Here is a 15,945-nt window from a genome sequence, read left to right on the forward strand (position 1 = left end):
ATAGTTACTATTATATAAAGTATTGAGCGCAGAAATTAGCAAGATCATGTACAATCTCTGTTCCCGCTTCAATCTGCTGAGTGTTATAGTTTCCTTCATTACGTTTACCTATAAATATAGTACCGTATATTTGCAGGTCGTTAAATATGATTGGCCATGCTGCTGCATGGAGAAGCTTCTCTGTCATCATAATAGATTCGCCCAAATCAAATAGTTCCTGCTTGGTAGCACGTGTTTGTAAGAACCGTCCAGTACGGAGTACTTCACCCGTTAGACCAATATTAATCTGTTGTCTAATGCGCTGCGTACGATTACTTACACTGCCATACACGGAATACCATTGGATCTTTCTAGTTGCCCGATCTAAAACTCCAATAGCGGTTAGATCACTTTGTGTGCGCATTAACAATTGTTGTAGTTGTTCTTCCACAAAAATTTGAGTTGGAGTCATAAACCTGCTCCTTTCTGACTAGTTAATCCAATAGTATTTGCTTTACCCTAATATTAACAGGCTAGTGTTCATATGTATGTTAGGGAGATACCTTAAACAGATGTAGGGGATTCCCCGATATTAAGTATGATCATAACAACGTATAGTATAGATATATAAACCGCACCAGAAAGGATGAAGCTTAGATGAGTATTTATTACGATATAGAGGCAACTAAAGTAAAAAGACCGAGCAGCAATCATAGACCTGGTTCTCTAAGCACAGTGTTTACCGAAGAGCAACTCGATATTCTTGCTTCAGTTATGCATACCAAAAAATACTCTGCCGGCACACACCTATTCTGGGAAGGTGACGAAGCGAATGCAGTGTATTGGATTTTGAAAGGTCGCATTAAACTGCGTAAGTCTACTTCTGATGGCAAAGATCTTCTACTTTCTATTCTACAACCTGATGATATGATCGCCGACATTGATGCTTGGGATACAACCCATCGTTATACTGCGGAAACGATTGATCAAGTAGAAGTAGGGATTATCCCTAGATTGCAACTTGAGATGCTTATGGTCAAATACGGTGATTTTGCTTATCGTTATGCGATGTGGATGGGTCTTATCCAACGCAAGACCGAATCCAAGTTAAGAGATTTACTAATGGGTGGAAAAACTGGTGCACTTGCATCTACACTTATCCGTCTATGCAATAGCTTTGGTGAAAAGGATGCTAATCACATTCATATTGATATTAAATTAACAAACAATGAGCTGGCAGAGTTAGTGGGAACAACTAGAGAAGGTATTAATCGCTTGTTAGCTTCTATGAAAAAAGATGGTATCGTCATTAGTGAAGGAACTGGTTACCTAAAAGTTACAGATATTGAAGCTTTGAAAGAAATGGCAGGTTGTCCGATCTGTCCAACTTGTCCGAAAGAAATATGCAGATTATAAATTATATACAAATAATCCCCTTATCGTAGATAGTGAGTTAGCGTCCAGATTTGTTGAACCTAACACTGTTGACTGTATGGGGATTTTTCGTTATATTTCCCTGTCCTATTATTGAGTTTGCACCTGTGTATAACGATAATTCTTTGCTACACAATCGTAACGATTCATCATGAACTTTGTGATTTTTAGCACATCGTTTCACTCTTATCTACTCTACAATGTAATTATTATCCTCGTTATAAGGGTTAAGAAGTACGAAAAGTTTAAGGAGTGATCAGCTATGGCAGTAAGAGAGTCGAAACTCCAACATTTCAATAAAGATGATCTGCATATTCAACTATGTATTGAGCGCGCAGGCATAGCTGCCCAGCAATTTAGTACGATGGGCCAAGAACATATCGATGAAATTGTTCAACGTATGGCACTTGCAGGAATAAATCGACATATGGAACTTGCAAAGCTTGAGCTTGACGAGACCAACCGTGGTGTATTCGAAGATAAAATTATGAAGAATATGAATGCCACGGAGAGCATTTATCATCAATTGAAATATATGAAAACGGTTGGAGAAATCGAGAACAATCAGTATGAGCAATACAAAGTAATTGCTGAGCCAATCGGTACAATTGTTTCCTTAATTACCGAAGTCTCACCTGTTGCTACTACATTGTTTCAATGTTTAGTTGCGGTGAAAACGCGTAATCCGATTATCTTTGTTTTCCAAAAAGAAGTGACTCATTGTGGCATTGAAGCTGTTCAAAGTGTTCGCGATGCAGCAATCCTCACTGGGGCTCCAGCATTTTGCATTCAATGGGTTGATCAATCCACTCATGCAGCTACACTAGAATTAATGTCCCACGAAGATGTTGCATTAGTTATTTCCAATGGGGATGATCTATTATTGAAAACGGCTAAACAACTAGGAAAATCAACATTAAGTGTCTCTTATGGAAACGTTCCTTGCTATATTGAACGTTCTGCAGATTTGAAACAGGCTATTACAGATCTAATATTATCTAAAAATTTTGACAATAGTATGATGTTCACCTCTGAGCAAGCACTATTAGTAGATCAACATATATATAATCAAGTGGTACGTATGATGAAAGTGTTAGGATGTCACTTCATTGACTTAGACGAAAGTACTAAGCTAATGAATCACATCTATAGCGAGCAAGGTAATCTCAATAATAATTATATCGGCAAATCAGCAATAGAAATTGCCCATGCCGCTGAGTTAGACATACCTGAGGATACGAAACTAATCATTGTTCCACAACAATTTGTTGGTGCATCATTCCCTTTTTCAGGAGTAAAAGCTTGTCCGATTCTAGCACTGTACATTGTAGAAGATGCTGACATGGCAATTACGTTATCTCAGCAACTTATTGCATTAGCACATGGTAAACATTCGGCTATCATTCATAGCCATAATGAGCAAATCATTCAGAAATTCAGTCAGCGTTTATCTAGTAATCGGGTCATCGTCAATGCACCATCGATTCAAGCAGCAATGAGTAATCAAGATCGTGAACAGTTGCCATTCGCATCATTTGGTTATCAATCATCAACAAATCATCAGCGAATGAATAGTGAGCTACTTCACCTTAAACATGTCTCTAATCGAAATGTAGATATGCAATGGTTCAAAATACCACCTAAGTTGTATTTCTCAGCTGGCGCTACACAGTATTTGACGAAAATGCCTGATATTCATCGGATCATCATCATCACCGATCAGCGTATGGAAGAGCTAGGGTATGTAGATAAAGTCCAATACTTCCTACGCAAACGTAGTGATCCTGTGCAGATAGAGATTTTTACCGAAGTAGAACACGAGCCTACGATAGATATCGTAATGCAAGGTACTGATCGCATGAACGCTTTTCAACCAGATTGTATTATCGCGCTTGGTGGTGGTTCTGCTATCGATGCAGCCAAAGCGATGTGGTTATTCTATGAAAGCCCTGAAACAAACTTTGACACGATCAAAATGAAATTTATGAATATTCGTAATCGAGTATACAAATATCCACATCTTGGTAAGCGAGCTAAGCTAGTCGCTATTCCGACAACATCAGGTACCGGATCTGAAGTAACATCTTTTGCTACGATTACAGATGTGAGCAAAGGTCATTCCAAATATCCGTTAGCAGATTATGAATTAACACCTGATGTAGCAATTATCGATTCAGAATATACCGCTTCTCTCTCACCAAAAGTAATTGGAGATACCGGTATGGATGTTTTGACTCATGCTATAGAAGCTTATGTTTCCATCATGGCGAATGATTTTAGCGATGGTCTAGCTATTAAGGCTATTCAATTAGTCATTGAGAATCTAGAAAAATCGCATGCTATAGCAGATCCAGTTGCACGTGAAAAAATGCATAACGCATCAACCATTGCAGGGATGGCATTTTCTAATGCATTTCTTGGTATATGTCATAGCCTATCTCATAAATTCAGTGCGGAATTTCAATTGCCGCATGGTCGAGTCAATGCGATTCTGTTGCCTCATATTATTCGTTACAATGCTTCTCGGCCAACCAAGTTTCAAAATTTCTCAAACTATAAGCATTTCCAAGCTGATGTACGTTATGCAGAAATCGCTCGGTTAGCTGGATTACCTGCACATTCTACAACAGAAGGTGTGAATAGTTTAATTCTATGTGTTAGGCAGCTTAATCGTTCACTTGGTATACCTGAAAGCTTCGAGCAATGTGGCATCTCAGCAGTTTCATTTGACTCAAAAGTTGAATATCTTGCCGAGCGAGCATTCGAGGATCAGTACACGAATTATAATCCAAGACTCCCATTAGTATCTGAGCTTTCTCAACTATACCGTCAAGCTTTCTATGGTGAATTTCTATAATTATACTTCAGCAGCAACATGACTAGGAGGAATTAATAATGAGCACATTAGACACAGTATCAGGTAATGTAGTAGCATGGCGTAACTTTGAAGAGGGACAATGGACAATTGGTATCGATGTGAGAGATTTCATCGTGCGCAATATGACATCCTATCTAGGTAATGAGCAGTTTTTAGCTCCTGCAACTGAAGCCACTAACAAGCTTTGGGATCGAATTAGTCAACTATCTCGCGAAGAAATAGCACGCGGTGGCGTTTGGGATGTGGATACAACAACAGTATCTACCATTACTTCTCATGGAGCTGGATATATCGATCAAGACCTTGAACAAATCGTTGGGGTTCAAACGGATGCTCCATTCAAACGTTCAGTCCAACCATTCGGTGGTATTAAGATGGTCGTAGATGCATGCAAAGCCTATGGATATGAAATTCCACAAGAGCTTATCGATGTGTTCACTACTATTCGTAAAACGCATAACCAAGGTGTATTTGATGCATATACTCCTGAGATGAGACTTGCTCGTAAAACAGGTATTATTACTGGACTACCAGATGCATATGGTCGTGGTCGTATCATTGGTGATTATCGTCGCGTTGCATTGTATGGTGTTGATCATCTTATTCAATGTAAATTAGCAGACAAAACATTAACAGATGCTGCACCAATGAATGAAGACACAATTCGTGAACGTGAAGAGCATTCTGAACAAATTCGTTCCCTTCAAGAGTTGAAAGAAATGGCTGCCACTTATGGCTATGACATCTCTCGTCCTGCGGAAAATGCAAAAGAAGCGATTCAATGGTTATACTTCGCTTATCTTGCTGCCATTAAAGAGCAAAATGGCGCTGCAATGAGCTTAGGTCGTGTTTCTACATTTGTCGATATCTATATAGAACGTGATCTACAAGAAGGTAAATTAACTGAGCAAGAAGCACAACAACTTGTGGATCACTTCGTTATGAAATTACGTATCGTGAAATTCCTTCGTACACCTGATTACAATGAATTATTTAGTGGTGACCCAACTTGGGTAACAGAATCTATTGGTGGAATTACTAGTGAAGGTATTCCGATGGTTACGAAATCTTCTTATCGTATACTGCATACATTGTATACGCTTGGGCCATCTCCTGAACCGAACTTAACAGTGCTTTGGTCTAATGATCTACCAGATGCATTCAAAAAATATTGTGCAAAAGTATCCATTGAAACAAGTTCCATTCAGTATGAAAATGATGATCTCATGCGACCAAAATTCGGCGATGACTATGGCATTGCCTGCTGTGTATCTGCGATGCGAATCGGCAAGCAAATGCAATTTTTCGGTGCAAGAGCTAACTTAGCTAAAGCGTTGTTATATGCTATTAACGGCGGCGTTGACGAGAAAATGAACATCGCGATCGTTTCTGCAGCACTTCCAGCTATTCAATCCGAAGTGCTTGATTATGAAGAAGTCATGCAACGCTATGATCATGTACTAGATTGGCTTGCAGGACTATACATTAATACGTTGAATGTCATTCATTATATGCATGATAAATATAGCTATGAAAGATTAGAATTCGCGCTTCATGATCGCGAAATTCTACGCACGATGGCATGCGGTATTGCTGGTCTATCCGTCGTTACAGATAGCTTAAGCGCTATTAAATTCGCTAAAGTATATCCGATTCGTAATGAGCAAGGTATTGCTGTTGATTTCCGTACGGAAGGCGAATATCCTCAATACGGTAACAATGATGATCGCGTTGACCAAATAGCTGTAGATCTTGTTCATCGCTTTATGGAGAAACTAAGAAAGCATCCAACTTATCGCAATGCAATTACGACGCAGTCTGTGCTTACGATTACTTCTAATGTTGTATATGGTAAGAAAACTGGTACAACACCAGATGGCCGTAAAGCAGGTGAACCATTCGCACCAGGTGCTAACCCAATGCATGGTCGTGATCGTAAAGGAGCACTAGCATCTCTGACAAGTGTTGCAAAACTACCCTATGACGATTCACTTGATGGTATTTCTAACACATTCTCAATTGTCGGTCGTGCACTTGGTAAAGATGAAGCTACTCAGAAAAACAACTTAACTTCACTATTAGACACTTATATGTATCAAAATGCACATCATCTTAATGTGAACGTATTTGACCGGGAGACATTGCAAGATGCAATGGAACATCCAGAACTGTATCCTCAACTAACGGTTCGTGTATCTGGTTATGCAGTTAACTTTATTAAGCTGACGAAGGAGCAACAGCTTGAGGTCATTAGTCGTACGTTCCACGGAGAAATGTAATGACTGATCTAGCAAAACAAATAGAACATGATCGTCATATGAAAGGACGTATTCACTCCTTCGAAACGTTCGGAACTGTTGATGGTCCTGGCATTAGGTTCGTACTCTTCATGCAAGGTTGTGCACTTCGTTGTCAGTTCTGTCATAATCCAGATACATGGGATATGACAACTGGAAAAGTGATGACAGTAGATGAAGTCATTGCAGAAATCGAACCTTATCTCGCTTATTATCGTTCTTCTGGCGGCGGAGTCACTTTCTCAGGTGGCGAACCATCACTACAAGCTCCTTTTCTTGCAGCACTAGGTAGAGAATTAAAACGGAGACATCAGCTTCATATTACGATGGATTCATCTGGATTTTGCGAGCCATCTCATCTCGACTCAACGAGATTATTAGATGTTCTTGATCTAATCTTGCTTGATCTAAAATTAGTGAATGAACAGAAGCATAAGATACTAACAACTCAATCTAATGAGCGTATCTTAAGAATGGCTCGTCATGTAACTGATTATGGTACAAAATTATGGATTAGACATGTTGTTCTTCCAGGCATTACAACTGATCCAGATGATGTTGATGCACTTGCACATATGGTCGCTAGTATGCCTACTGTAGAAAAGATCGAGCTATTACCATATCATGAAATGGGTAAATTCAAGTGGCAAAGTCTTGGATTAGACTATGAGCTTGACCATGTTCGTCCTCCAACTGGGGAGCAAATGGCAAGCATCAAGCAACAACTTGAATCATCTTTGAACATTCCGGTTATTATCTAAATATTATTTTCCGAAAAATAAATCCTCCTACATCACTTTCAATGTGAAGTAGGAGGATTTTATTGTTTTCTGCATATTTTCATTTCAAGATAAATAAGTTGCTGCTCATTATTCGTAGCGCAAAGCCTCAATAGGATGTAATTTCGAAGCTTTATTGGCAGGGTAGAAACCAAAAAATACACCCACACTAGATGAGAATACAAATGCAATAACAATTGCCTTGATGGAAATAACATAAGGCCATCCTGAAGCAATAGAATAGATATAAGATGCTAATAAACCAAATAATATACCAACAACTCCACCGATGAACGATAGCAGCATCGATTCAATAAGAAATTGAATACGAATGGCATTCGGTGTCGCTCCGATAGCTTTACGTATTCCAATTTCTCTTGTTCGTTCGGTAACCGATACGAGCATAATATTCATAACACCAATTCCACCAACAATTAGAGATATAGCTGCGATAGAACCTATGATGAGTTGAATAATTCCAAACGTACTTGTAATCATCTGTTCATTCTCTTGTGCAGTAACGGACTGATATATCGATAATGGAACGTGATGTCGTTCTGCCATAAGACTAGATAAATCCTTAATTGCCCTCTCTATATTAGTTGGATCAGCGGCAGTTACTTCTAAGTAGTCAAATCGACTACTGGTTCCATCATTAGCTGTAGGTAATGCCTCTAGTGGAATATACGCAAAAAATTGTTCTCCTCCGATATTTCCAAGAACGCTTTTCTTAGCATCATAAACTCCAATAACTTTGAATTGCCCTTGTTCAAAATTTATCTTTCTTTGAATCGCTTGTTCTGGTGAGCCAAATAATTTTGTTGCTGCCTCTTTATCAATAACGATAACCTTTTGCCTTGTACTGACTTCTTGTGCTTGAAGATAGCGACCTGCTATCATATTCATATTTATCATTTTCACAATATCTGCAGTAGTTGCAGTGACTGAAAATTTCACTTTATCTAATTTATTTTTACCTTCTAAATTATAAAATTGTGAAACTGCAGCATGACTAATACTACTTAATTTGTTTATTTCTTTAATATCATTTATCCGGAACATGGCATTTGGATAGTTGGAAGTATCTGTTGCATCGGGATATATTAGAAAGTAACCGGGTTTATAGCTAGACATTGTATCCATCACAGATTTTTGTCCTGCTTGACCGATTGATACAACGGTAACAACCGCTGCAACACCAAAAACAATACCAATCATTGTTAATAATGAGCGAAGCTTATTGACTCTCACATTATCGAATGCTAATCGAATCGTTTCCCATATATTCATTGAAGATCACCATTTTTCGTATCTTTCTTCAGTTGTCCATCTTCAAACCACAATACCCGCTCCGCATGATCAGCAATGTTCTTTTCATGAGTTACTAATACAATTGTTGTACCTTCTGCATGTATTTGAGCAAATAAATCCATTACATCAATAGATGACTTCGTATCAAGATTACCTGTCGGTTCATCTGCTAGAAGAACTGGAGCATTCATCGTTAACGCTCTTGCAATAGCAACTCTCTGACGTTGACCACCTGACAATTCACTTGGACGATGCTTTATACGGTTTTGTAATCCGACCTTTTCTAATAAATATAATGCGCGTTCACGTCGCTTGGCTTTATCAATTCCAGCATACATCATCGGCAGCTCTACATTATGCAAGATCGATTGTCTACCAAGTAAATTGAAACTTTGAAATACGAAGCCTATTTTTTCATTTCGTAGCTTTGCTAATTGTGATTGTGATAGGGAGTCGACCTTCTCACCATCCAATATATACTCACCAGAAGACGGTGCATCTAGACATCCAATCATATTCATTAATGTGGATTTCCCTGAGCCTGATGAACCCATAATTGCAATATATTCACCAGCTGGAACATGCAGTGAGACGTTATTGAGTGCAGTTACTTCAACTGATTCATTACGATAAACTTTATGTATATCCCGCATTACAATCATTTTACAGTCACCTTAATGCCATCTTTCAGAGAGGTCATTCCTTCAATTACAATAACATCACCTTCTTGAATTCCAGTTGTTATTTCGATATGCGTATCATTCTCTTTACCTGTTGTTACAGCAACTTGATTCGCTATACCCTCTATTACCTGATAAATATAAGCTTGGTCCAGTTGATAGAATACAGCCTCGATAGGTACCAGTAATCTCGGCTCATCGTCCAATGAGATTTCGACGGTAGCGTTATAACCTGATCGTAAGCCAAGCTGCTCGCCATCAAGTGTGATAAGCATCTCTACAGATGCATCAGTACTACTACCTTGCATCGTTGCAAACGCGGATATATATTGAATCTGTCCATCATAGATTTGAGAGAATGAATCACCAAGAATAGAAACCTCCATCCCTTCGCTCACCTTATTAGCTTCTATCTCGCTAATATAAGCCTTTACTTGATAGGAAGATACATCCTCAACTAAAAGTAGCGGACTACCTTGAACAATGTATTCTCCTTGCTGAACATGTAACTCACTCACTAGTCCTGCAGAAGTAGCAACTACCTCACGTTGTGCAATCTGTTTGTTATAGGAATCAATAAGCAGTTGACTACGTTCCACTTGCAAATCAAATTGAGCCACATCTAATGGCGCAATATACCCCTCAGGATCTATTCTTTTTTGCTCCTTGAATCGTTGCTTATATTCCTCTTCTACCTGCGTTCGCTGTGCAACAATAATTTGTTGATTAACCATCTCAAGCTTAATCTGTTCCTCATATTGCTCAATATTCATGCGCAATAATACTTGTCCGACTTCGATCATATCACCTTTACTTACTAGTAGCTCCTCCACTTGTCCACTAAGAGTAGCAAAATAGTTTTTTCGCTCAATAGGCTCTAATTTTCCATTTGCATAGAGCGTTTCAATTATTAATCCTTCCTCCGCAGAACTAACCGTTACCTCTTGATTGTTATTTATTTGCCTCGAATACAATACAACTGCTATCACTATAAGCGCTATTATTATTAATGTAGTCCAAATGATCTTTTTTCGCTTCATTATGCTACTCCTATTCAAATAACTTCGTTAAATCATCTATATTAAGTTCATTACTGAAATTAAGCATATAAATATTGCAACTAGAACTTACAAATAGAAGCAAGCTCAGGTTATGAACACCAAGCTTGCTTCTACCTTGTATTTACTTTGTTGGCATAGCACGTAACAATTCTTGTTTTTTCATCACTTCAGCTATAGGTAATAATGAAATCTTACCAAGACCGCCAATTTTCTTTTGATCTTTAGGGTTATTCAATCCTTTTGGTGGAAACATTTATATCACCTCCTTAACGTTTACTACCAATTTATGTATCTTAATTTTATACAATAAAGGTAGTTAAATCTGTAATACACGTCACAATTTATTTCATTTCAATCTGTTGAGAAAGCTCTGAAGTTGTAATAACGGCACTTCATATCTATTCTCAACACCATAAGCTCCCTCTTCCGTATTAATGAAAATTGCAAATTTCCGATATAATGTGTTCAAATACTGATTATCAACTTGTGCGCTAAACCTAATATTACGTATATGTGGTTGATGCATTGCAATATGATTAATTAGATCACGAAAACCACATATAAATACTCTTGTACTACGTGCATAGGGAATTATAATGGCTGAGCTAATATATACAGTTCTTCCATTAGCTTCATAGTTGATATCATCCTCGCCTATTATCCAGTATTGAGCACATGCAATTAATTGTTGCTTCGTATTATAGGACATTATTACGGATGAATACTCTAAATATGAGATAAGATGAATCAGTGCATCTTCAAGAATAAAGTCCTTACTAAAATGTTCACGGTATTGTATGAAAAACTTTGAAAACAGTGCATACTCTTCGTCTGTCTCACATAATTTCGAGTAGGCATACATCCCTTTCACTCCTTAATTCATCCTTTGTTGGATACCTTTTCTCACATATTCATTAATTTCTGGATGTTGTTTTAGAACATGATGCAATACTTTACGCTGAAGTGTAATCACGACGCAAGATGTTAACGCCTTGATTGAAGCAGTACGCGGTACACTTTCAAGTAATGCAATTTCTCCAAAATGATCTCCATCCTCCAAAACGGCAACGCGTACGTTTTCCCCATTATTAGACTGCATCTTCTTCAAAACTTCAACTCGTCCTCTTATTATGATATAAAATTTCTCGCCTCGATCACCTTCATGAATAATAGTGGTTCCTTCATCGAATTTCTCAGTATTGAATAGATTTGCAATACTATGAAGCACATCTATATTGATATTCCGGAAAAATAGTAGACGAGCCAAACGTTCAATATCAATATTCGCTTCGTCACCTTCCTCAGATAACGAAAGACCACTTTGCTTATCCCATAAATACTTGTAAGTACCTTCTAATGTAAGTAGTTGCTGATGATTGCCTTGCTCTACGAGATTTCCCTGTTCAAATACACAGATCTTATCCGCCTCAATAATTGTCGCTAAACGATGTGTCACAGTTATTATGGTTCGATCCTTAGCAAGCCGCTTGAATGTTGCATTAATTGATGACTCAGTGGCAGGATCAAGCGCCGAGGTTGCTTCATCTAGTATTAAGATTTGAGGATTTCTTACAAGAGCTCGTGCAATTGCTAATCTTTGTCGTTGCCCTCCGGAGAAATTACTACCTTCGTCTAGTACTTCTGTTTCATATCCTAAAGGCAACGACATAATGTATTCATGGATTTCTGCCTGCTTTGCTGCGGTAACAACGTCTTCAAAACTCGCGTCCGCATTACTCATTGATATGTTTTCAACTAGTGTTCCTTGAAACAGAAAATTATCCTGTAACACGATAGCTAGCTGATTACGATAATAACCAAGATCAATATGTGATAACGGCATCCCATTTGCCTTCACTTGACCTTGTTGTGGTTCATAAAGTCCCAACAACAACTGGACGAGTGAACTTTTTCCTGATCCGCTACTACCAACAAGAGCAATCGATGAACCCGCCTCTATATTAAGCGAAATATTGTGAAGTACATGCATCTGCTCCGTATAACCAAAGCTAACATTTTCAATCATCAGTTCTAATTGCTGTTCCGGTACTTTGTAGTCATTCTTATGGTTAACTTCTAGCTTTTCATTGTGAAGTACTTCATTAATTCGTTCCAAACTTACCTTTGTATCTGTAAGGATTGGAATGATAAACGTTAAACTATATACAGAATTCCCCATCGAAACATACATTGTATAAAATGCAACTAAAGCTCCTATAGTAATCTGCTCAGTCAATGCTAGATAAGATCCAAACGCCATAATTAAAAAATTAACGAGTACAAGACTAATCATAGGAACTCTTCCTAATTGGGCATTCATTACATTCATATTGTAGCTACTTACAAATAATTGCTTCACACGCTTACTAAAACGTGTGTACATATATTGCTGTAAATTAAAGCTTTTAATTAGCTTTTGTGCTTTTACATTCTCTTGAACTTCACTATTAAGCTTGGAGATTTGTTCTTTATACTGTGCATAACGTTGCTCAGCACGTTTGCTCAGCAATAAAGGACCAACAAAAATAAGTGATGCACCAAGTACAATAATAATTGCCATACTCCACTGGAGATAAATAAGTACACCCATACTTATCGTTACAACTACAATCGATTGAATCCCCGTTGTAAGTAAAGATGTTAATGCACTACTTATCGTTGGCAGATCATTCGAGAACAAAGAAATAGTGTCTCCTGATCGTCTCGTATAGTAATAATTAATATGTAGCTGTTGCAGCTTGGAAAATAATTGATTACGCAAATCACTTTCTACTAATGCATTGAGCTTTGATAGGAAGTAATCCCCAACGATACCGGCTATGGTACATAATATACCTGCTATTGCTAGAATAGTAATAATGTTAACAAACATACCCATACTTCTAGGTTCAACAGCATAATCAATTAGATATGTAAAACTTAATGGTGCTATTGAGATGAATATTAAGTCTAAACCAATAAAAAGAAGAAACATCCAAGTCAGCAACTTATATGGCTTCAAATAGCCAATCATCGTCCTAATAACGATTAACATCTTTATATTCTCCTTAAACTTTTCATTACTCCATGGTGTTCTTCTATGCTAATGAAAAGTACTTCGAAAGCTGTATCTTAACTTTTCATAACTACTTGATCTTGAGAGATTAATAATACTGTTCCTGTTGGAATTGAGAAGTATATTGCTGAAATTTTACAAAAGGGATACGGTATTCATGTAGCGAACCGTATATTGATTCGTGATGATTGATGGCACAATCCATACGTTTGTTCACTATACGTTCGAGGTTGCGGTCTGGCTTAGACCAAAAACGAAGCTCTTCTATTAAATCTTCTATATAAACTAGATATTGACTAATGAGTTGTAACATGAGTAATAATACCGATGATGCGCGATGAGGCTTAGATAAATAGGCAATTTGAAATTGAACAACTTCTCGATTACTATAATTTTGATCAGCAGTGCCATATATATAACTTATTGCACCAATCACTTCATTCTCATCATCTAGTGCTAGAAACACTTCACCGTTAAGCAATATAGGACTAGCTAAATAACTAAGTGATACGTTAAATGGGTAAGGCATATTCAATTCAGAATAATTGTCTAAAATAAACTCCATATACCTTTGCATATACATAAAGGCAGAACATCGCATAACTTCAAATTGCATCGACCGGCCTCATTTCATCTATTTTAAGAGAGATAGTATTTTTATTACCTTTATAATAACTTAGAAATTATTTTGTTCATAGTAATAAAATACATTTTTTTCAAAAAAACTCTCTTATGTTGCCCCATATTAACACGAGATAATTAATTCAATCCGCTCCTTAAGTAGCCTTTTTATAAGATTATCCACGCAGCAGTAATTATCATACAAAAAAGAGAATTTCCCGAAAGTCATTGTCTAATAACTTTCGGGAAATTCTCTATTCAGCTGTCTAGCACTACTATCCTTTATAACTATCCTGCCATTTCAACAGCTTCTCTTCTAGTATTCTAACAACAGAATCTGTTAGCTTTCCTACTACTGCAAAGACAAGAATACCTACAAATACAACTCCTGTACGCATATATGCACGAGCATCTTGAATTAAAAATCCAATCCCCTGATCTGCGCCCATAAGTTCTGCAACAACTAGACATAACCAAGAAGTACTAAGTGAAAGCCGCATACCTAACAAAATATTAGGCATTGCCGCAGGCAACACTACCTTCGTAATTTGGTGGAAACGACTGAATTCTAGTACTCTAGCAACATCGAATAACTTAGAATCGACATTACGAACGCCTAAAAATGCATTTACATATAACGGGAAAAACGCTCCCATAGAAATCAATAATATTTTTGAAAGTTCCCCGAATCCAAACCACAAAATAAATAGTGGTGTAATTGCTAGTAGTGGTACTGTTCTTAGCATCTGGATCGTTGGGTCTAACATCTGTTCTGTTCGTTTGAACAGACCTACTGCTATCCCAACACATAAACCTAGTATCCCACCAATTGCAAAACCTGATAATGCTCTAACAACACTAATTTGAAGATGAAAAAACAATTCGCCAGACATTATCATATTCCAAAAATCATTGAATATTGAAGTTGGGGCGGGAAATAACATTGGGTTTATTAGCACAAGTTGAACTGCAATTTGCCAAGCTATAATAACAATTACTGGAATAAAACTACCAAGTAAAAGTCGATTTAATTTCATAGATTTCAACATTTGTTTGTCTCCTCTAGCATGCTATATATGCCAATTAATCTCTTCTTCGTCATTATGATTAAGTGCACGTAGCACCTTTGCACGTAGTTCCTGGAATGATAGACTTACTCGATCTCTAGGATAAGGCAAATCAATCGGAATAATTGCTTTGATCTTACCTGGTCGTGCGTCCATCACCACTACTCGATTAGAGAGAAATATTGCTTCATCGATATCATGCGTAACAAGTAACATAGAGGTCTGATTCTCTCGCCATATATCCAACAATGATTCTTGCATATGGCTACGGGTGAAAGCATCTAATGCGCCAAATGGCTCGTCTAGTAACAACACTTCGGGATTTCTAAGTAAGGCACGGGCAATAGCAACACGTTGTGACATCCCACCAGACAATTGTTTGGGAAATGCCTTTTCAAAACCATTAAGTCTGACCAATTCAATCATCTGATCAACAGCTTTTCTTACTTCAGGTTTTTTCAAAGATTGATCAGCAGCAATATTTTTCTCGACTGTTAACCATGGGAATAATCTATGTTCTTGAAAAATAAAACCCTTCTTTTTACTCGGTCCTTGAATAGGTACACCATTGAGCTCTGCCTTACCTTCATAATCAACATCAAGTCCAGCTATAATTTTCAACAATGTACTTTTCCCACAACCACTAGGTCCAATAATAGAAACAAATTCCTCTTTTTTCAAAGTAAGATTTATCCCATTAAGCACATGTGTAGCTGATTCTGCTGTACGAAATGTCTTGTTCAACCCTTGTATTTCTAGTGCCACTGCTGTCATCTCAAACGT

Annotated in this window: 13 protein-coding genes; 4 read left to right on the top strand and 9 right to left on the bottom strand. The window is 37.5% G+C overall.

Annotation, left to right across the window (positions count from 1 at the left end):
* Positions 1-10: 10 nt before the first annotated feature.
* Positions 11-451: a GAF domain-containing protein gene (locus NAG76_00640; GenBank protein ID URN94802.1), complete on the bottom strand. Its 441-nt coding sequence runs from the start codon at positions 449-451 to the stop codon at positions 11-13.
* Positions 452-636: 185 nt separating this feature from the next.
* Here NAG76_00640 and NAG76_00645 point away from each other — a divergent pair, with 185 nt between their 5' ends.
* The 4 genes from NAG76_00645 (at position 637) to pflA (ending at position 7,349) form a co-directional block, all read left to right on the top strand.
* Positions 637-1,395 carry a Crp/Fnr family transcriptional regulator gene (locus NAG76_00645; GenBank protein URN94803.1) on the top strand — a complete coding sequence of 253 codons (759 nt, stop codon included), beginning with the start codon at positions 637-639 and terminating at the stop codon, positions 1,393-1,395.
* A gap of 280 nt (positions 1,396-1,675) precedes the next feature.
* Positions 1,676-4,270 carry a bifunctional acetaldehyde-CoA/alcohol dehydrogenase gene (gene adhE, locus NAG76_00650; GenBank protein ID URN94804.1) on the top strand — a complete coding sequence of 865 codons (2,595 nt, stop codon included), beginning with the start codon at positions 1,676-1,678 and terminating at the stop codon, positions 4,268-4,270.
* Positions 4,271-4,308: 38 nt separating this feature from the next.
* Positions 4,309-6,570 (top strand): formate C-acetyltransferase, encoded by a 2,262-nt coding sequence (gene pflB, locus NAG76_00655; protein ID URN94805.1) that lies wholly within the window; start codon positions 4,309-4,311, stop codon positions 6,568-6,570.
* Between the two features lie 38 nt (positions 6,571-6,608).
* Complete coding sequence (gene pflA, locus NAG76_00660) at positions 6,609-7,349, top strand: pyruvate formate-lyase-activating protein (protein ID URN96729.1); 741 nt, start codon at positions 6,609-6,611, stop codon at positions 7,347-7,349.
* A 108-nt stretch (positions 7,350-7,457) separates the two neighbouring features.
* Here the strand turns inward: pflA and NAG76_00665 are convergent, their stop codons facing one another.
* The 8 genes from NAG76_00665 to NAG76_00700 all read right to left on the bottom strand — a co-directional run bounded on the left by NAG76_00665 (position 7,458) and on the right by NAG76_00700 (position 15,936).
* Positions 7,458-8,657, bottom strand: coding sequence for an ABC transporter permease (locus NAG76_00665; GenBank protein URN94806.1), 1,200 nt, complete (start codon positions 8,655-8,657; stop codon positions 7,458-7,460).
* On the bottom strand, positions 8,654-9,340 hold the full coding sequence (locus tag NAG76_00670; protein URN94807.1) for an ABC transporter ATP-binding protein: 687 nt from the start codon (positions 9,338-9,340) through the stop codon (positions 8,654-8,656). Before NAG76_00670 ends, NAG76_00665 begins: the two co-directional genes overlap by 4 nt.
* Entirely contained in the window at positions 9,337-10,398 is a 1,062-nt protein-coding gene (locus NAG76_00675) for an efflux RND transporter periplasmic adaptor subunit (GenBank protein ID URN94808.1), read from the bottom strand. Before NAG76_00675 ends, NAG76_00670 begins: the two co-directional genes overlap by 4 nt.
* A gap of 367 nt (positions 10,399-10,765) precedes the next feature.
* On the bottom strand, positions 10,766-11,281 hold the full coding sequence (locus NAG76_00680) for a hypothetical protein (protein ID URN94809.1): 516 nt from the start codon (positions 11,279-11,281) through the stop codon (positions 10,766-10,768).
* A 12-nt stretch (positions 11,282-11,293) separates the two neighbouring features.
* Entirely contained in the window at positions 11,294-13,453 is a 2,160-nt protein-coding gene (locus tag NAG76_00685) for an ATP-binding cassette domain-containing protein (GenBank protein ID URN94810.1), read from the bottom strand.
* Between the two features lie 109 nt (positions 13,454-13,562).
* Positions 13,563-14,090 carry a hypothetical protein gene (locus NAG76_00690; GenBank protein URN94811.1) on the bottom strand — a complete coding sequence of 176 codons (528 nt, stop codon included), beginning with the start codon at positions 14,088-14,090 and terminating at the stop codon, positions 13,563-13,565.
* A gap of 280 nt (positions 14,091-14,370) precedes the next feature.
* Complete coding sequence (locus NAG76_00695; protein ID URN94812.1) at positions 14,371-15,144, bottom strand: ABC transporter permease; 774 nt, start codon at positions 15,142-15,144, stop codon at positions 14,371-14,373.
* A 21-nt stretch (positions 15,145-15,165) separates the two neighbouring features.
* Positions 15,166-15,936, bottom strand: a complete 771-nt coding sequence (locus NAG76_00700; GenBank protein URN94813.1) for an ABC transporter ATP-binding protein — start codon at positions 15,934-15,936, stop codon at positions 15,166-15,168.
* Positions 15,937-15,945: the final 9 nt, after the last annotated feature.

The organism is Candidatus Pristimantibacillus lignocellulolyticus (assembly GCA_023639215.1).
GTDB classification, from domain to species: Bacteria; Bacillota; Bacilli; order Paenibacillales; family Paenibacillaceae; genus Pristimantibacillus; species Pristimantibacillus lignocellulolyticus.